16 protein-coding genes are annotated in these 18,753 nt (G+C 46.9%); 7 read left to right on the top strand and 9 right to left on the bottom strand.

Annotated elements, in window-relative coordinates; all coding sequences use genetic code 11:
- Positions 1–15 precede the first annotated feature (15 nt).
- On the bottom strand, positions 16–636 hold the full coding sequence (locus FG11_RS07715) for a TetR/AcrR family transcriptional regulator (RefSeq protein WP_047534115.1): 621 nt from the start codon (positions 634–636) through the stop codon (positions 16–18).
- A 122-nt stretch (positions 637–758) separates the two neighbouring features.
- On the opposite strand from FG11_RS07715, the gene FG11_RS07710 reads away from it, so the two are divergent.
- The gene (locus FG11_RS07710) at positions 759–1,499 is read left to right on the top strand and encodes an SDR family oxidoreductase (protein WP_047534112.1); all 741 of its coding nucleotides are present in this window, start codon (positions 759–761) and stop codon (positions 1,497–1,499) included.
- Positions 1,500–1,561: 62 nt separating this feature from the next.
- Here FG11_RS07710 and FG11_RS07705 read toward each other — a convergent pair whose 3' ends face one another.
- Positions 1,562–2,557: a response regulator gene (locus FG11_RS07705; protein WP_025224647.1), complete on the bottom strand. Its 996-nt coding sequence runs from the start codon at positions 2,555–2,557 to the stop codon at positions 1,562–1,564.
- Positions 2,557–6,264: a PAS domain S-box protein gene (locus FG11_RS07700; protein WP_047534110.1), complete on the bottom strand. Its 3,708-nt coding sequence runs from the start codon at positions 6,262–6,264 to the stop codon at positions 2,557–2,559. The genes FG11_RS07705 and FG11_RS07700 overlap by 1 nt, the downstream gene beginning before the upstream one ends.
- A 319-nt stretch (positions 6,265–6,583) precedes the next feature.
- Between FG11_RS07700 and FG11_RS07695 the strand changes: the two genes are divergently transcribed.
- Positions 6,584–7,144, top strand: a complete 561-nt coding sequence (locus tag FG11_RS07695) for a hypothetical protein (RefSeq protein ID WP_020182496.1) — start codon at positions 6,584–6,586, stop codon at positions 7,142–7,144.
- A gap of 90 nt (positions 7,145–7,234) precedes the next feature.
- On the opposite strand, the gene FG11_RS07690 is transcribed toward FG11_RS07695, so the two are convergent.
- The 6 genes from FG11_RS07690 to FG11_RS07665 form a co-directional block, all read right to left on the bottom strand.
- Positions 7,235–8,695 carry a bifunctional 2-methylcitrate dehydratase/aconitate hydratase gene (locus tag FG11_RS07690; protein WP_020182495.1) on the bottom strand — a complete coding sequence of 487 codons (1,461 nt, stop codon included), beginning with the start codon at positions 8,693–8,695 and terminating at the stop codon, positions 7,235–7,237.
- A 174-nt stretch (positions 8,696–8,869) separates the two neighbouring features.
- Complete coding sequence (gene prpC / locus FG11_RS07685) at positions 8,870–10,036, bottom strand: bifunctional 2-methylcitrate synthase/citrate synthase (protein WP_047534108.1); 1,167 nt, start codon at positions 10,034–10,036, stop codon at positions 8,870–8,872.
- A 10-nt stretch (positions 10,037–10,046) separates the two neighbouring features.
- Positions 10,047–10,925 carry a methylisocitrate lyase gene (gene prpB, locus FG11_RS07680; RefSeq protein WP_025224643.1) on the bottom strand — a complete coding sequence of 293 codons (879 nt, stop codon included), beginning with the start codon at positions 10,923–10,925 and terminating at the stop codon, positions 10,047–10,049.
- A 37-nt stretch (positions 10,926–10,962) separates the two neighbouring features.
- Positions 10,963–11,961: an HpcH/HpaI aldolase/citrate lyase family protein gene (locus FG11_RS07675; RefSeq protein ID WP_047534106.1), complete on the bottom strand. Its 999-nt coding sequence runs from the start codon at positions 11,959–11,961 to the stop codon at positions 10,963–10,965.
- Position 11,962: 1 nt separating this feature from the next.
- On the bottom strand, positions 11,963–13,030 hold the full coding sequence (locus tag FG11_RS07670; protein WP_047534103.1) for a MaoC family dehydratase: 1,068 nt from the start codon (positions 13,028–13,030) through the stop codon (positions 11,963–11,965).
- Positions 13,030–13,911: an HpcH/HpaI aldolase/citrate lyase family protein gene (locus FG11_RS07665; protein ID WP_025224640.1), complete on the bottom strand. Its 882-nt coding sequence runs from the start codon at positions 13,909–13,911 to the stop codon at positions 13,030–13,032. Before FG11_RS07665 ends, FG11_RS07670 begins: the two co-directional genes overlap by 1 nt.
- 260 nt (positions 13,912–14,171) lie before the next feature.
- Between FG11_RS07665 and FG11_RS07660 the strand changes: the two genes are divergently transcribed.
- From FG11_RS07660 to sdhA, 5 genes are all read left to right on the top strand, one after another.
- Positions 14,172–14,906, top strand: a complete 735-nt coding sequence (locus tag FG11_RS07660; protein ID WP_047534101.1) for a GntR family transcriptional regulator — start codon at positions 14,172–14,174, stop codon at positions 14,904–14,906.
- Between the two features lie 144 nt (positions 14,907–15,050).
- The gene (locus tag FG11_RS07655) at positions 15,051–16,244 is read left to right on the top strand and encodes a malic enzyme-like NAD(P)-binding protein (protein ID WP_047534099.1); all 1,194 of its coding nucleotides are present in this window, start codon (positions 15,051–15,053) and stop codon (positions 16,242–16,244) included.
- Complete coding sequence (sdhC, locus tag FG11_RS07650; protein ID WP_047534097.1) at positions 16,241–16,630, top strand: succinate dehydrogenase, cytochrome b556 subunit; 390 nt, start codon at positions 16,241–16,243, stop codon at positions 16,628–16,630. The genes FG11_RS07655 and sdhC overlap by 4 nt, the downstream gene beginning before the upstream one ends.
- A gap of 6 nt (positions 16,631–16,636) precedes the next feature.
- Positions 16,637–16,987 (top strand): succinate dehydrogenase, hydrophobic membrane anchor protein, encoded by a 351-nt coding sequence (sdhD, locus tag FG11_RS07645; RefSeq protein ID WP_047534095.1) that lies wholly within the window; start codon positions 16,637–16,639, stop codon positions 16,985–16,987.
- A 5-nt stretch (positions 16,988–16,992) separates the two neighbouring features.
- Positions 16,993–18,753: a succinate dehydrogenase flavoprotein subunit gene (sdhA, locus tag FG11_RS07640; protein ID WP_025224637.1), complete on the top strand. Its 1,761-nt coding sequence runs from the start codon at positions 16,993–16,995 to the stop codon at positions 18,751–18,753.

The raw sequence follows: 18,753 nt of genomic DNA, 5'->3' as shown, positions 1-18,753 counted from the left end.
TGCTTGCGCGCTGGATTACCCAAACACATTGGATTGCAATAGCAGCTTAGCTACCGCTAGCAGCTCGTCTTTGCTCGCGCCGCTCTTGGCTTGTACCGACATGCCTTGTTGTACGGTGGTCACCAACTTAGCAAGCGCCGTACTGTCTGTACGCATGTTGAGATCGCCTTGCACTTTGGCTAAATCAAAGCGTTTGGCAAAGGCGGCTTCTAAATTTTTTCTATGGTCGGCTAACAGTGCGTGGATTGTATTCGCATCTTCGCTACACGCCAGCGCGCCTTGTACGATCAAACAGCCTTTAGGTGTATCTGGATTGGTCAATAGTCTGGCAGCATGTGTCAAGAACGCTTCAACGGCTTGTTTGGCAGTAGGGGCATTTAACGCCTCTGGCAATACACGCACATGCTGTTGTGCATATTTGGCTAATGCCTTTTTAAACAGAGCCTCTTTATTGCCAAACGCTGAGTAGATGCTCGGTTTATTAATGCCAAGCGCTACTGTCAGGTCGGCCATCGAAGTACCCTCATACCCTTGCGCCCAGAACACATTCAATGCTGCTTCCAGAGCCACCTCGTGATTAAACTCACTCGGGCGTCCGCGCGGTTTGCTTACTTTGTCTTGTGTTTGATTGCTCAATTGAATGGATATCCACTGTCATATTTATTATATTGTACCACTTGGTAAAAATATTTGTTGACGCCCGAATGAAATTCATTCATTATTTATTTACTGTTTGGTAAATAATATAGGATATGAACATGGAAAACACAAAAAAAGTAGCATTTATCTCTGGCGCTAACCGTGGCATTGGGTTTGAAACCGCTAAAAATTTGGCGGCATCTGGCGTAACAGTAGTGTTGGGTGCGCGTGATGTAGAAAAAGGGCTGGCTGCTGCAAAGCAGTTGCAAGCGCTGGGGTACGAAGCAACTGCGGTGCAGTACGATGCAGATCTAGCGCACACCATTGATGCGGTACATGACAATCTGCAACAGCATTATGGCAAGTTGGATATTTTGGTGAATAATGCGGGTATTAGTGAAGAGCAACTAATGGGCGATAACAACAGTAGCAAAGTTAGTCTGGAAGTATTGCAGCATACTTTTCATGTGAATTTGTTTGCGGTGATTGCGTTAACGCAAAAACTATTGCCATTGATACAGCGCTCAGCCGCCGGCCGTATTGTTAACTTATCCAGCATTTTAGGCTCACTCACTCTGCATAGCATGGAAAACTCTCCAATTGATCCCGCTAAATCATTCGCATACAACGCCTCTAAAACAGCGCTCAATGCTTATACTGTACATTTGGCACACGCATTAAAAGGAACGGCTATTAAAGTCAATTCAGCGCATCCAGGTTGGGTAAAAACAGAACTGGGTGGCGATAGTGCACCGATGGAAGTCGAAGACAGTTACAAAACCAGTGTTGCCTTGGCATTGCTGGCAGCAGATGGCCCAACAGGTGGCTTCTTTCACCAAGGTGAAGGCTTGCCGTGGTAAGGGTTAGATTGTAGTGGTGGATACCGGGCTGGGCAGCTTTTGCTCTGTCTAGTGTTCGCTAGCTAGGTATCCTGCCATTGTGAGACAGTCTGCAAAATGTGGTCTAACTCGCGCACCAAGGCATCTACTATGCTTGGGTCAAAATGTTTGCCACGCTGTTCTTTGAAAAAATCCATGGTTTTGTCCACAGGCCACGCTTCTTTATAGGGGCGCTTGTTGGTTAGTGCGTCAAACACATCAGCCACCGCCACAATACGGCCTTCGATAGGAATTGCTTCACCTTTGATGCCGGCTGGGTAGCCAGTGCCATCCCATTTTTCATGGTGATGCAACGCGACAGAATGTGCGAGTTTGATGAGCTCTGAGTTTGTATTCGCCAAAATTTCAGCGCCAATCAGTGGGTGTTGCTGCATGATGCGCATCTCCTCGTCATCTAAGCGACCTGGCTTGAGTAAGATATGGTCGGGGATGCCGATTTTGCCAATGTCATGCATGGGTGCGGCTTGTAATAACTTATCGGCAAAGTCTTCATTAAAGCCTAATGCCAGTGCCAGTATTTTTGATATGTGGCTCATACGCATCACATGCATACCGGTTTCGTTGTCTTTATATTCGGCAGCGCGTCCTAGCCTTTGAATGAGCTGCAGATGTGTCTTTTTCAGTTCCTCGGCACGGACTAGCGAAAGATGGGTGCGCACGCGTGCCTTCACAATAGCCGGTGTAATAGGTTTGGTAATGTAATCCACAGCACCACACGCAAAGCCTTTAGTTTCGTCTACTTCGTCTTTCAGTGCAGTGACAAAAATCACCGGGATAGATTGGGTGCTAGCGGTTAACTTCAGTTGTTGGCAGACCTCATACCCGGTTATTTCCGGCATCATGACATCTAGCAAAATCAGGTCAGGCAATTCACGCGCGGCAAGCTCAAGTGCATCAGCGCCATTTTTGGCAAAACTCAGACGATAGTCTTGCTGTAATACTTGTTTCAGTACTTTGAGATTAGTGGGCTCATCGTCAACGATCAGCACTCTTGGTTGGAGTATTGCAGGATGTGTCATCAGTGTGCTCCGCTTTGAATTTGCGATTGCAACTGCACGATATGTGTTGCCGCCAGTTCAAATTCAAAGTCGTTAAAGGCATTCAAAATAAGTTGGATAGTAGGTTGGTATATAGCCGGCGCCATTGTGGAGACTGCTTGCATGCGTTTGTCATCTAATTCAGCGAGTTGAGCCGCTTGTGCCAGCGCTGTTAATTGTGTCTGCAGCATAGGGATATCATAGGCTGCTGCATCTGCTTGCATCATGCTTGCAGGAGTTGTTGCTGGTTGTGCCGCTAGCCATGTGCGCAATGTGTGCCAAGCTGTAGAAATGTGATGCAACGTATCGGTTGCGCTGACCAAATCTCCGGCCATGGCTTGTTTTTCTAGTATGGCGAAATGTGCATACAGTGCGGGCAGTGCCAGATTGCCGCAAATACCTTTGCTTGCATGCGCCAAGCCAGCAAGTTGCTGAGGGTTCTGCTGCTCAAGCGTGCTATCTAAACGCGCCATTTGCAGTGGAATGTCGGCGACGATGCGCGCTAACTCTTGAAAATAAAGCGGTTTATTGCCCCATAAAGCCAGCCCTTTTTCCAAGTCTATGGTGTCATTTTTTGTATGCAGTTGTAGGCTTGGCGGAGTATCCGCGCCAGTGGAAGTATGTCCGTTGAGTACGCGTATCATCTCACGGGTAAGCGCATCAATATCAACAGGTTTGCTTGCAAAGCCATCCATGCCAGCCTTGTAAGCGGCAGTGCGGTCTTCTTGCAACACGCTGGCTGTCAGTGCAATGATGGGTGTGCGTGCAAGCTGCTGCGCCGTTTCAATGGTTCGGATCTGTGTTGCAGCACCCAAGCCATCTAACTGAGGCATTTGCACATCCATCAGAATCAAATCGAATGGTTGCTGATTAAAGTACTGCACCGCTTCAATCCCATTGCTAGCGGTTGTAATGTGATGACCATCTCTGCCCAGCAAAATGCTGATCAAATCCAGGTTTTGGCGAATGTCGTCCGCCACAAGGATACGTAGGGCAGGCAATGCATAGGCTTGATGCTTTGTTTTTTCTATTTGGACTGTGCCAAGTTGCAACGGCAGAATCATGGTAAAACAGCTGCCAGAGCCAATCTCGCTTTTTGCCACTAAGTGCCCGCCCATCAGTTCCACTAGCTGTTTGCTGATGGTGGTCCCTAATCCTGTGCCACCAAATTTACGGCTCATGGATGAGTCTGCTTGTGTGAATGGTTCAAAAATCACATCTAAGCGATTTTGAGGAATGCCAATGCCGCTATCCATGACGGCAAACGATACTTGCTGGTGATCCAATTGGGTGACGACCAGCTTAACATGGCCTTGTTCGGTAAACTTGATCGCATTGCCAAGCAGGTTCATCAATACCTGGCGGATACGATCGGGTGCACCCACATAATATGGAGCAACGTTTGGGGCCAATTCGAGTTGCAGCTCTAAATATTTACGTCGGGCTTGCACCCACAGCGTAGAAATAATGCTATCGAGTAACTCATGTAGAGAGAAATCTACGATTTCCAGCTCCAGTTTGCCTTTTTCCAGCTTCGCACTGTCCAGAATATCGTTCAGTAAATGCAACAATGATTTTGCCGAGCTGTTAATGGTATGCATGTACCGTCGTTGCTCATCTTGCATGTTGGTGTCCATCATGATTTCGCTGAAACCGATAACTGCATTCATGGGGGTGCGAATCTCATGGCTCATGTTGGCTAGAAAAGTGGCCTTGGCGCTGGCAGCTTGCTCGGCTTTGTATTTGGCCTCTTTTAGGTCGTTTTCCATACGGATACGCGCACTGATATCAATCATGAACATCAATACTTTGCTGGGCTTACCATCCGCATTTAAAATTGGGCTGTAGGAAGCATGAATCCAAAGCTCGGAGCCATTTTTACCGAGGCGTTTGAATTCGCCTTGCACAAATTCGCCTCCGTTCAGCGCTTGCCATTTATTACGATAGCGTTCAGACGCTGCATCTTGCGCAGAGCAAAAAATGGAGTGGTGTCGGCCTATGATCTCGTGTTTTTCGTAGCCTAAAAGCGTTAAGAACCTAGGATTAGCGTCTAGGATCATGCCATCCAACGTAAATTCGGCGACGCTGGTCGATTGATTGATGGCACGCGCGATACTTTCAAACTCTGCATTTTTGAGTTTGTTTTCGGTCACATCCAAAATCACGCCATCCAGCATTTGCACAGCACCCGTTTTATCACGAATCGCACAACCCACTTCAGAGACCCACTTTTCACGGCCATCTCGGTGACGAATGCGATATTCGATGGCATAGTGCTCGCCTTTGGCTAGTGCTTCCTCTACTTCTGTGGCGATGCGTGTGGAATCATCAGAATGGGTAAATGAACTGAATGACAGCTTGTTTTTCAAGAAATCTTCAGCCGTCCAACCGGTAAGATCTTTCACTGACTCGCTAATCAGCAACATTTTCCAGTCTTGGTTATACAGGCAGCGGAAGGTAACGCCGGGAATATTTGACATCAATGAACGTAATTGTTCGTCACGTTCCCGCACTGCGGTTTTCATGGCATTACGTTGTGTTAAGTCGGTGATGAATCCAACAATCACCGTTTCACCAGGAATATCAGCTTTGCCAATTGCTAAGCGCATGGGGAAAGTTGAACCGTCTTTGCGTACCCCGGTAACCTCGCGTCCAACCCCTAAGATTTTGGCTTGTCCATTCTTACCAAAATTTTTTAAAAAATGGTTATGGCGCACACTGTATGCTTTGGGCATCAGGATAGTTGTGTCTTTACCCAGCATTTCTTCACTTTGCCAGCCAAACAACTGCTCCGCGGCATGGTTGAAAGACAGGACACGTCCGTTCATATCGATCGTAATGATGCCATCTACCGCCGTCTCTAAAATAGTGCGTAAACGCGATTGGTTATATTGCAGCGAATGCAGCATTTGTTTGTAGTGAATCAGCGCATTGATGGCCGCAGCCAGAATTGCAATGAGCGTTGTGACCAGAAAGATGCCCAGCGATAATGAAGATGAGTGGTTGTTGAGCGCGTTATATTGCTGATCGGCAGTGCCCAGAATACGCGCAGAAGCCATGCCAGTGTAGTGCATAGCGGCAATGGCAATGCCCATCAGGCTGCCACTTAACACTAGCGAGTAGAGAGAAGACAGGCGTTTTTGTTGATTGAGGTGTAAGCCTGTCCACAGCGCACTGGTGGCTAGTACTACGGCTACTACAACAGAAACAAGTACCCATTGGATATCAAACTTTAAAACAGGCGCCATTTGCATGGCCAGCATGCCGGTGTAGTGCATCGCACCAATGCCAGCGCCTACCAACGTGCCACCTAACCATAAGCGTTGGTAAGTGAGTTTGTCGCCCGAGAGTAAATATAGTGCGTACCAAGAAGCCACTACCGCAGGCGCCATGGAAAGTATGGTGGTGAACGTATCGTAATCGACACGCGTGCAAAGGTTGAGTGCCATCATGCCAATAAAATGCATGGCCCAAATGCCGGCACCCAATGATATAGAGCCCGCAATGATAGAGGCCTGTTTGAGCAATAGCGAAGTTTGCTTGCGCGCAACGCGCGCCAACTGCATGCCTAGCACCGATGTGCCGATGGCAATGGTCACGGATAACGCAACCAACCAAGGGTCATAAGTGCCATAAAGCAGCGGAGTGGGATCGCCATCGCGATAAATAAAATGTTGAATCTCTATCATCAATCTACCTGTTTACTTGCAATCGCCCCACGATTTTGTGGGAAGCTAGTAGGGTAGAGGATGCGTGCGCAAATTGATTGGCGTATTAAAAGGCTATTTCTAGTCTATTTTGATAAATCACAGTGCTAATTTTGATTTGGTATTAGAGGCTAGCGTTCTTAGCTTTATCATAGACGTTGAAAAGATAAAAGCACATAAAATCACACGAACTTAAGTTTTGTAATTAACCCGATATAATGTTGTGGGTTATAAATACTACTAATAACAGCATGGCAATGCGAATAGTATAGTTAGATTAATTATTGAAGTGGATGTCATTATGAAAGTAAAGAATGTAGTTTTGATGCTAATGCTTAGCATGATTTCAGGGTGCGGAACTACCGGCAGCGCTATTAAGAACATGGTAAATAATACAGATCAATCTGGAATTGTCTATGGCTCTAGTGTTATTGATGCTACTGTTTCCGATGAGTTTGTTGATATTTATGGTGTGAAAATTAATCCCCTAGAATCTATCTGCAAAAAGGTTATTGATAATAAAGATCCGAGATGTACTCACATTGAAGACTATGTTTTGGTGACTACGTGGACTAAATTTAGTTATGAGGATGGTGGTGCTACGGGTATTAATTCTTTGGTTAAAAAAGACTTTCCAAATTTGGATAAATTGAGATACGTAGGATTTATGCATGACAAAAACGTTCCTTTTGTCAAAGCGCAAGTTATTCCAGGTCAACTTGGAGAGGTGTTAGAAATAGTATCAGTAGATGGTGATGGGAAATGCTATTGGCTAGATTACAAGCGTGTTGGAGGTGCGGTGTGCCCAACTTATAATTATGACTATCGCAAAAACTTTACCGGAATTGCGTTTAGTCATTAGCAAAATTAACGGCAGGCAAAACAATTTTACTTCCTACCGTTAAATCACTATTCAAACAAGGTGTTTAAGAAAACCACTTACAAGTATGTGTTAAGCCACTAGCATATCCACAAATGTATTCACTGGCGTACGCTCCAGTTTGTGTTGGTCTAGGCATAGCGCCAATACGTCAGCCTGTTTTTTAGCATCAAAACGGCGTGCTAAATTGACTTTGAATTTTTTCACCAACTCTGGAATACCTTCACCACGGCGACGGCGGTGACCAATTGGATACTCCACAGCGATATTGCTGGAACTGGTGCCATCTTTAAAGAAGATTTGAATGGCATTGGCAATCGAGCGTTTTTCCGGGTTATGGTAGTCGGCCGTGTATTCTGTTTTTTCCACACAGGCCATTTTGGCACGCACTGCATCAATACGTGGATCTGCAGCCGCAGCATCTTCGTAATCTTGCGCAGTGAGGCTGCCTTTTAACAAACCTACTGCTGCCATGTATTGAATACAGTGGTCACGGTCAGCTGGGTTGTCTAATGGGCCGGTTTTATCAATAATGCGAATGGCAGATTCATGTGTGGTAATTACAATTTTGTCTATCTGTGCGATTTGTTCTAATGTTTGCAGTTTATTACCGACTTCTGCATTCAGTTGGAACGCACACTCCACTGCGGTTTGTGCATGGAATTCGGCCGGGAACGAGATTTTAAAGAGTACTTGTTCCATTACATAAGAGCCATAAGGGCGTTGGAATTTAAAGGCATTGCCTTTAAATAACACATCATAAAAGCCCCAAGTTTTAGCGGTGAGTGCAGAGGGGTAGCCCATTTCACCTTGTAGTGTCATCCAAGCCAAACGCACTGCGCGTGAGGTGGCATCGCCCGCTGCCCAAGATTTACGTGAGCCAGTATTGGGGCTGTGACGATAAGTGCGTAAGCTTTGTCCATCCACAAACGCGTTAGATACGGCGTTGATAATATCTTCTTTATTGCCGCCCAGTAACTTGGTGACGACAGCAGTAGAGGCGATTTTTACCAAAATCACATGGTCTAAACCTACGCGGTTAAAGCTATTTTCTAATGCCAATATACCTTGAATCTCATGCGCTTTAATCATGGCAGTCAGCACATCTTTAATGGTGAGTGGTGCTTTGCCCTCAGCAATGTTTTTGCGTGATATATAGTCAGCCACAGCTAAAATGCCGCCTAAGTTATCAGAAGGGTGGCCCCATTCGGCCGCCAGCCAAGTATCGTTAAAGTCTAACCAGCGAATCATCGCGCCAATATTGAACGCCGCTAAAATAGGGTCAAGTTGGTAGCTGGTGCCCGGTACTTTTGCGCCATTCGGCACTATGGTACCTGCAATCACAGGGCCTAATAATTTGGTGCAAGCAGGGTAGTCTAATGCTTCAAATCCACAGCCCAGTGTGTCCATCAAGCAGTTGCGGGCGGTATCAAAGGCTTCATCACTGTTGATTTCGTAATCCGCTACATAGTTGGCGATATCCACAATTACTTGATCGGGAGCGGGACGGACGTTAGAGATATGCGCTGACATAATGCTAGTTACCTTTATCAATAAGTGTTTGAGTGTATTGCGGTGTTGCTCGTCATTTAAAAGGCCTCGCTGTACTACTTGTACTATCTCGGTTTTTGCATGGCTATCGCCTTGCGCTATAACTCAAAACCTTGACTGCTAAAGGCAACTTAATTGGTGAGTACCGCGATTTAATTAACGTTTATTCAGTGGGACAAATGACCTATTTTCTGGCCCTGTGTACTCCGCATTCGGGCGGATAATTTTGTTATCAATGCGCTGTTCAATCGCATGTGCAATCCAGCCCGTCGTGCGTGAGATCACAAAAATAGGCGTGAACATGCCGGTGGGAATGCCCATCATGTGATAACTAGAGGCGCTGTACCAATCTAGGTTGGGGAACATTTTTTTCTCACGCCACATGGTTTCTTCAATGCGTGCAGAAATATCAAATAACTTCATGTTGCCGGCAGCTTCACACAATGCGCGGCTGACAGCTTTGATGGATTCATTACGCGGGTCTGCAATGGTGTACACCGGGTGACCAAAGCCAATGATGATTTCCTTGCGCGCCATACGCGCCATGATGTCGGCTTCTGCTTCATCAGCCGTTTTATAGCGCTCGATGATTTCCATGGCCGCTTCATTGGCGCCGCCATGTTTGGGGCCGCGCAATGCACCAATCGCACCCGTAATGCAAGAGTACATATCGGACAAGGTGCCTGAGATGACGCGCGCAGTAAAGGTAGAGGCATTGAATTCATGTTCTGCATACAGCACTAACGAGGTATTCATGGCATTGATATGCAATGCAGATGGTTTTTTGCCGTGTAATAAATGTAGGAAATGTGCGGCGACAGAATCGTCATCGGTTTCCACCTCAATACGCACGCCTTTATGGCTGTAGTGGTACCAGTAAATCAAAATAGAACCAAAGCAGGCAATCAGTCGATCACCTAAGGTTTTAGCCGCTTCTGTATTCCGGTCGGCCGCTTCTGGTTCTAATGTGCCAAGCATGGAGCAGCCAGTGCGCATGACATCCATTGGATGCGCATTGGCTGGAATCTGTTCCAATACTGTTTTAAGCGCATTGGGCAGGCCGCGTAGCTTTTTGAGCTTTTGATGGTACGCAGTGAGTTGTGCCTGGTTGGGCAACTCGCCATGGATCAACAAATAAGCGACTTCTTCAAACGTGGCATGTTGTGCCAGCTCGATAATATCGTAGCCACGGTAATGTAAATCGTTACCGGTATGGCCCACTGTACAAATCGCAGTGCTACCAGCGGATACACCAGCAAGCGCTACGCCTTTTTTCTTTTTGGGTGCATCAGTTGTCGTGATGGGGTCTGTAGTAGTATTCATCTCGGTCTCCCTACTTTTTATATAAAGCGTCGAGTTTTTGTTCAAAGGCGTGATAGCCCAAGTGGTCGTACAAGTCCATGCGTGTTTGCATGGTGTCTAATACATGCTTTTGCGTACCGTCTTTTTTCACGGCTTGGTATACATTCAGCGCAGCTTGGTTCATAGCACGGAATGCAGACAACGGGTACAGCACCATGCTTACGTCCGCGCCAGCCAGCTCATCTACCGTAAACAGTGGCGTAGCGCCAAATTCGGTAATATTGGCGAGCACGGGTACTTTCACGGCATCTACAAACTGCTTATACATGCCCAGTTCTGTCATGGCTTCTGGAAAAATCATATCGGCACCGGCCTCAACGCAAGCACAGGCGCGGTCGATGGCAGATTGCAAACCTTCAACTGCTAATGCATCGGTGCGTGCCATGATGACAAAATCAGCATCTGTTCTGGCATCCACAGCTGCTTTTACGCGGTCTACCATTTCATCCAAGCTCACAATGGCTTTGTTGGGGCGGTGGCCACACCGTTTGGCAGTCACTTGGTCCTCAATATGCACCGCGGCTGCACCTGCTTTGGCCACGCTTTTGATGGTACGGGCAATATTAAACGCACCGCCGAAGCCGGTATCAATATCGACAAGCAAGGGCGTATCCACTGCATCGGTAATGCGGCGCACATCGACCAGCACATCTTCAAGGCTAGAAATGCCTAAATCGGGTAAGCCAAGAGAGCCTGCTGCCACGCCACCGCCAGATAAATAAATAGCCTTAAATCCAGATTGCGTCGCAAGCATGGCGTGATAGGCATTGATGGCGCCGATGATTTGTAGCGGTTTTTCGGCGGCCAGTGCTGCTCTAAAACGGGCGCCAGCAGAGAGTGTTGGTGTCATGATGGTTAACTCAACCTGTACTTAAATAGAAACACGATTAATTAAAAAATGCGACATTGGCTTCTTCAGAAATCGCCACATTGGTCAATTTTGCTTTTTGCAAGACTTCCCAGAAATAGCGATAAGTGGCTCTGTCATGCAGTTCACCGGCGTATTGGATAGGACCCCAATCGGCGGCTTGTGCCGTCAGTAAAATATTGGCGGCATCGGCCACTTCATCAAAATTGGGTTTCATCGCATCCACAATGGCTTGAATCTGCGTTGGGTAAATGCTCCACATGCGCATAAAGCCAAATTCGTTGCGTGCACGGGATGCGTCGCTATAGGTGGTTTCTACATTCTTTAAATCTAGTGTAACGTTATGGGCAGGCACCACACCATTGGCGAGTGCCGCTGAAACCACTTCTGTTTTGGCACGTGCCAGCAAGCGGTGGTCAAACTGGCCGGGGCTGCGCATTGCACTGGCCGGGATAGCCCCATGATGCGCACTGACAAAATCCATTAAGCCAAAATCCAATACTTGTAGCCAAGGTAATTTGGCAATCTCATGTACTTGGTTGAGTGCGCCATGCGTTTCAATCAAAATATGCACAGGGATCACACGCTCAATGCCGTGAAAGGTGGCCATTTTTTGTAAATAGGCAATCATCTCTTTGGCTTGGCTGATATCGGTACATTTGGGAATGGTGATGTAGCTTAAGACCTTGCCCGCACCGCCCACTAGAATGTCAATGTCTTGTTTCCAAGCGGGGTGGGTGTAATCGTGAATACGCGCACCCGCCATCTGGTATTTGTTGGCTTCGGAATTCAGCACGCGCACAATCATTTCTGCATGATCTCGCTCTTGTCCACTGGCAGCGCCATCTTCACAATCACAAGTAATATCAAACACTTGGCCGATGCTCTCTTGCAGACTAAGCGCCTTGAGGATGAGTTTCTCGCTACCAGCAAAATGCTCGCAAGCGGGTATTAAAGGAAATGGCTTTTCTCCACCAAATAAAGCCTCGCTGGGGTGTGGTTTGGTTGAGTTGCTCATGTTATTGCTCTCTCCGTGGTATTAACACTGTGTAATCAAGGTCTAACAACACATGCGTGTGATAGCCAGTGTCTTTTTTGATGTATTCAAAGCTGACTGGGCCACAGTTTTTAAGGCCCACCATGCGTAAACGTAAAGCGCCGACATCGCTACGATTGGGTAACGCCCATGCGTCGAGCACTTCGGTCAGTGTGTAGATGGTGTCGCCAGCAAAGCATGGGTTGGCATGCGTGCCGCCGTTAATGGCCAGCACACTTAATACGTTTTCTAGGCCTTCGTAACTCATGGCGCGACAAGCCGAAATGACGATACCGCCATATACCAATCGCTTACCCATGACGGAGTCTTTCATCATATGTGCATCAAAATGCAAGCGCGCATTGTTCTGATATAAGTGCGTGGCCAGGGTATGGTCACTTTCGTTAATCGTTAATCCAGAAGGGTGATGGATGCGTTCGCCTATTTGATAATCTTCCCAAAAGTATTGACCGCCTGTGGCGACGCTGATTTCATTATGTGCACAAAAGTCATTAGGTATGCTTAATTGGTCTGCTGGCACATATTCAGGTAGCGTTGGTATCACAGTATCTGGTGCCGGTGCGTGTTCGTTTTTTTTGTGCACCATTACCCAGCGCACCCAGCTTATTACCGGCATGTTGTTTTGATTTACACTGGTAGAACGTACCCAGACCACGCCACTATTGCCATTGGAGTTTTGTTTTAAACCAATGACTTGGCTAGAAGTGCTTAACGTGTCGCCGACAAATACGGGTTGCAAAAAGCGCACATCGGCATAGCCTAAATTGGCCACTGCATTCACAGATATATCTGGCACCGTTTTGCCAAAGGCAATATGAAATGCGAGCAAGTCATCCACTGGCATTGTTTTGTAACCCAGTGACTGTGCAAATGGCTCGCTGCAAAACAATGGGTTACGCTCACCCGTCAGTGCAATATATAAAGCGGTATCACCTTGGGTAATGGTGCGTGGTGTGGCGTGCTGAATGACTTCATTCAGTGTGAAGTCTTCAAAATATCGCCCGTGATGTATTTTGTTAGAGTGTGTCATCAGATGAACTCCTCTTCTAATTCGGCTATTGACTCATGCAACTGAATTAAACGCTGCGCAGCCTTGATGTGATGGTGTTCCACCAATTTATCATTGACCACCACCGTACCTTGGCCAGAAGCGTTTGCTTCTTTTAACGCTTTAATGATTTCGCGCGCATGCGCGACTTCTGTGGCTTTTGGCGTATATGCATCATTACAGTAGGCGATTTGTGCCGGATGCACTAACGATTTGCCATCTAAGCCCATGTCTCTGCCTAAACGGCAGGCATACTCAAAAGAATGCATGTTTTTAAAATCGCTGGTAATGCCATCAATCACGCATCGCCCGTAAGCGCGTGCAGCTAGAATCACTAACGATAGTGAGGTCAGTATGGCTGAGCGCTCATGTGTCACGTGTGCGTGTAACTGAGAGATTAAATCGGAAGTGGCCATCACAATACAGATAATACGATCTGAAGCAGAAGCAATCTCTTTTGCATTTAACACCGCAATCGGGCTTTCAATCATCACCATGATAGGCATATGACTGCCACCTGCATCGTCTAAAGCCTGCTGCGCCCTTAATACATCTTCACGTGATTCTATATTGGGAAACAAGATGGCATCGGCGCCAATATTGGCCACTGCTTTAATGTCATCGGCACCCCAAATCGAATCCAAATCATTGACGCGGACGACGACCTCGCGTTTGCCGTAGCCACCTTTTTTTACGGCCGCCACTACATTCTCGCGAGATTGGATTTTTGCGTCGATTAAGATGGGATCGCCTAAATCCAAAATCACAGAATCAGCAGCCAGTGTTCGCGCACGTTCTAAATAGTGCGTGTTGCAACCAGGTACATACAGCATAGAACGTCTGGGGCGTAGGCAGTATTCCATCATGTTTATCCAGTAGTAGGTTACAGGTGAGTTGTTAATTGAAATTGATTATATAGAGTTAATTTCAAATGTGTCAACATATATCTTATGTCTTATATAAGATATAAAACAGTAGACAGCGGACATTGTGCGTGATATAAATACGCTTAAGCAACGGTGTGCAGTTTTGAGCGGTGTTGCAAGTGGTTAATTTGAATTGCAAATGAAGGTGTTAATTAAAGAATATGGGACACGAAAATTTAATGCACAGGACGATTAATATGTATAAGCAATTTAACTCCCCTAGCTATAGGCCGTTATACGATCAAATTAAAGTGCTCATTACACAAAGCCTAATAGGTGGCGAATGGCGCCCAGGTGAAATGATTCCCAGTGAGGTGGATTTAGCGCAGCGCTATAAAGTGAGTCAAGGCACGGTGCGTAAGGCAATTGATAGTCTGGCTACCGAAAACATTTTGATTCGCCGTCAAGGCAAGGGCACGTTTGTTGCTACACACAAAGAAGACGACATTAAACTGCGATTTTTACGTCTGACCGCAGAGAATGGTCAAAAAGAAATACTACAAAATGAGTTTTTATCTTGTGAAAAGACCAAAGCCAGTGCGCATATTTCAAAAGTGCTCGATATTAAAGCAGGGGCGGCAACGATTGAAGTCAAGCGTTTGCTGACTTTCTCCGGTAGGCCGCTTATTTATGATCACATTATTGTGCCGGCTGCACCATTTAAAGGCTTAAATAGCGCCAAAGTGGAAGAAAGCAATGGCTCCATGTACAGCATGTACGAATCGCAATTTGGTATTCGCATGATTCGCGCAGAAGAGCGTTTGAAAGCAGTGGGTGCTGATAAAGAAGTGGCTAAGGCGCTAGGTTTGCAGGATGGCTACCCGTTATTAAGTATAGAGCGAGTGTCTTTTACTTATGGCGATAAGCCAATGGAGTGGCGGTTAGGATTATGCCTTACCGATGATCATCACTACATGAGTGAGTTGGAGTAATTGAAAAATCTTCATCAGCATTGTTGAGTTCGCTTGCCGTGCCAGTTGCGCTGTCTGCACTCACCCGCCTAGCTGCAGTAAATTTTGAAAAGCACTGATTGTCGAATAGTTGAAAATTAAAATATCTACCAATTGGAATAAGCAATGGACGATTTAAAAAAGCGCGCTTTGGACTATCACCAATTTCCGACACCGGGAAAACTAAGCGTGGACTCCAGCAAGCCATGTGCCACGCAAGATGATTTGTCTTTAGCCTATACTCCAGGGGTGGCGGAGCCAGTACGTGAAATTCATGCTGACCCTGCAAATGCCTACAAATATACCAACAAAGGTAATTTGGTGGCGGTGATTACCGACGGTACTGCGGTACTAGGTTTGGGCGATATGGGTCCCTTAGCCAGTAAGCCGGTGATGGAAGGCAAGGCGGTGTTGTTCAAACGATTCGCCGGTATTGATGTGTTTGATATTGAAGTCAATGCGAAAACGCCAGATGAGTTTATTCAAACCGTGGTGAATATTGCGCCTACGTTTGGCGGTATTAATTTAGAGGATATTGCAGCGCCGCACTGTTTTTATATTGAAAACGAACTAAAAAAACGGCTGGATATTCCGGTATTTCATGATGATCAGCATGGCACGGCAGTCATTGTGGCTGCTGCACTGCTCAATGCTTTGGAGCTCCAAGGCAAAACGCTAGCCCGCGCCAAGATTGTGTTTTTAGGCGCGGGTGCGGCGGGTTGTTCCTGTGCAAAACTGCTCAAGTTAATGGGTGCGACCAATATCACCATGGTAGATAGAAGTGGTGTGTTGGATACCAATCGTCCAGATTTACACGACAACAATCGTGAGTTGGCCGTAGTGCCTTCTAACAATAAAGTGTTGGCCGATGTGATGCCCGATGCGGATGTGTTTATCGGGGTATCTGCCAAAAATGCGCTGGATCCTGCGTTGATTAAGGGCATGGCCAGCAATCCCATTGTATTTGCTTTGGCAAATCCAGACCCTGAAGTGTTGCCTAGTTTAGCCCACGCAGTGCGCGATGATTTGATCATGGCGACTGGCCGCAGTGATTTTCCTAACCAAGTGAATAATGCGCTGTGCTTTCCCTATTTGTTCCGGGGTGCCTTAGACGCTAAGGCAAAAAAAATCACAGAGAACATGAAGATTGCCGCAGCAAAAGCCTTGAGTGCGCTGGCACGTGAGCCGGTGCCGGAAGAAGTGTTAAAAGCCTACCAGCTAAGCGCATTGAGTTTTGGCAAAGATTACATTATTCCCAAACCGTTTGACCCACGATTGATGAAGTATGTCTCCACGGCAGTAGCAGAGGCGGCAGAATGATTGCAAACAAGCCGATCAAAAAACGGCCTAAAAACCTGAATCTGTTGACGATTCGTTTGCCGATCAATGCTGTGGTTTCCATCATGCATCGCGCAAGTGGGGTGATGCTGTTTTTAATGCTGCCTGCAGTGTTATGGGTGTTGCAACAATCGCTGGCAAGTGAAGTGCAATACCTGATGATTGCAAGCGGCTTACAGCATTGGGCGTTCAAACTAATATTAATTGGTTTGGCTTGGGCGTTTTTTCATCATTTCTTTGCGGGAATCCGTCACTTGGCCATGGATGTACATTGGATGACGAGTTTGCAGAAAGCGCGTTTTTCAAGCCGTGTGGTATTGGGCTTGGTCGGTGTGGCAGTGTTGGTATTTGCTTGGTGCATCTGGTAGCAGCTTATGTTGATTGAGTTGCTTACCGATCGCTATCCGGGCATGCGTCAGTGGTTGACACAGCGCTTGTCCGCAGTGGCGATGGCGATATACACCTTGGTGCTTGTGTTGCTGGTGGCGATTCAACAGCCTGCCAACTATGCAGAATGGCATGCTTTTTTTAGCCCTTGGTGGTGGCGGTTGGCAACCTTGTTGTTTTGGATTTGTTTGATCATGCATGCTTGGCTAGGTGTGCGTGATGTGCTGAAAGATTATGTGTTCAATGTGGTCGTCAGGTCTTATATGCAGTTGCTGGTAGAGCTAGCACTGATCGTAGATTTGATTTGGATGGTAACGATTTTGATAAAGATGAATTAGTGGCGATGACAATCCAACAACATACATTTGATGCAGTCATTATTGGCGGGGGTGGCGCAGGTTTACGCGCCTCGCTACAGTTGGCTGAGGCTGGTGCCAAGGTGGCGGTGCTATCCAAAGTATTCCCAACGCGCTCTCATACTGTGGCAGCACAAGGCGGCATTGCTGCAGCATTAGGCAATGTGGCCGAGGATAAATGGCTGTGGCATATGTATGACACCATCAAGGGCTCTGACTATCTAGGTGACCAAGATGCCATTGAGTTTATGTGTAGAAATGCGGCCAAAGCGATTATTGAGTTAGAGCATTTTGGCATGCCATTTGACCGTTTAGACAATGGGCGGATTTTTCAGCGCCCATTTGGCGGCATGACACAAAACTTTGGTGAAAAACCGATCTCTCGCACTTGTGCGGTGGCAGATAGAACTGGCCACGCCATGTTGCATACCCTCTATCAACGCAATGTGCGCGCCAATACGCAATTTTTGATTGAATGGTTTGCGCTAGATTTGATTCGCGATACCGATGGCGATGTATTAGGGGTAATTGCGCTGGAAATCGAAACTGGCGATTTGCATCTAATTCACGCCAAATCCACTTTACTTGCTACCGGTGGCGCAGGTCGTATTTTTCAGGCCAGCACCAATGCGTTTATTAATACCGGCGATGGTTTGGGCATGGCGGCACGTGCAGGCTTGCCGTTGCAGGACATGGAATTTTGGCAATTTCACCCTACAGGCGTACTCAATGCAGGTGTGTTGATTACGGAAGGCGTACGTGGCGAAGGTGGCTATTTGGTGAATTCTGAAGGTGAGCGCTTTATGGAGCGTTATGCACCAAATGCTAAAGATTTAGCCAGTCGCGATGTGATTTCGCGCGCAACTGCGACAGAAATCAAAGAAGGCCGTGGTGTAGGTAAATACAAAGATGCGGTGTATCTAAAGCTCGATCACTTGGGTGAAGAGGTCATCAATAAACGTCTGCCGGGTATTCGCGAAATCGCGAAAACCTTTGCCAATGTAGACCCTATTAAAGATCCAATTCCGGTCGTACCGACTGCGCATTACATGATGGGCGGTATTCCCACCAATTTAGATGGCCAAGTGGTCTTGCATGATGGACAGTCAGAGCAAATCGTCAATGGGTTGTATGCAGTAGGTGAGTGTGCATGCGTGTCCGTGCATGGCGCTAATCGCTTGGGTTCCAATTCACTGTTGGATTTAGTGGTGTTTGGCAAAGCGGCTGGCGATAAAATGTTGAGCGAAATTCGTGAGAACAAAGCGCACAAACCATTGCCCAGTGACGCCACAGACAAAACCCTTGCACGCATTGCGCGTCTGGAAAGTCAACAGAATGGCGAGAGCGTGGCCGAAGTGGGTGCCGATATGCGCAAAACCATGCAAAAACACTGTGGCGTATTTAGATTCCCTGAACTGCTAACAACAGGTGTCAGCGCAATTGATGCGGTAGCCAAGCGCATCCCGCATTTGCAAATCAAAGATAAAAGTAAAGTATTCAATACCGCACGTATCGAGGCTTTGGAGCTAGATAACTTGATGGAAGCGGCTGTGGCCACCATGCATGCGGCTGAACATCGTAAGGAGAGTCGCGGTGCACATGCGCGTGAGGACTTTGCAGAGCGTGACGATGCAAACTGGCTCACACATTCATTGCATTACAAGGAAGGCAATCGCTTGGTATACAAGCCTGTGCGATTAAAGCCGCTGACTGTTGAATCGTTTGAGCCGAAGAAAAGGGTGTATTAG

Origin of the sequence: Methylotenera sp. N17 (assembly GCF_000799155.1) — a bacterium.
GTDB lineage: Bacteria > Pseudomonadota > Gammaproteobacteria > Burkholderiales > Methylophilaceae > Methylophilus.
The sequence above is the reverse complement of the archived record's forward strand: the minus strand, read 5'-3'. Positions and strand labels throughout refer to the sequence as shown.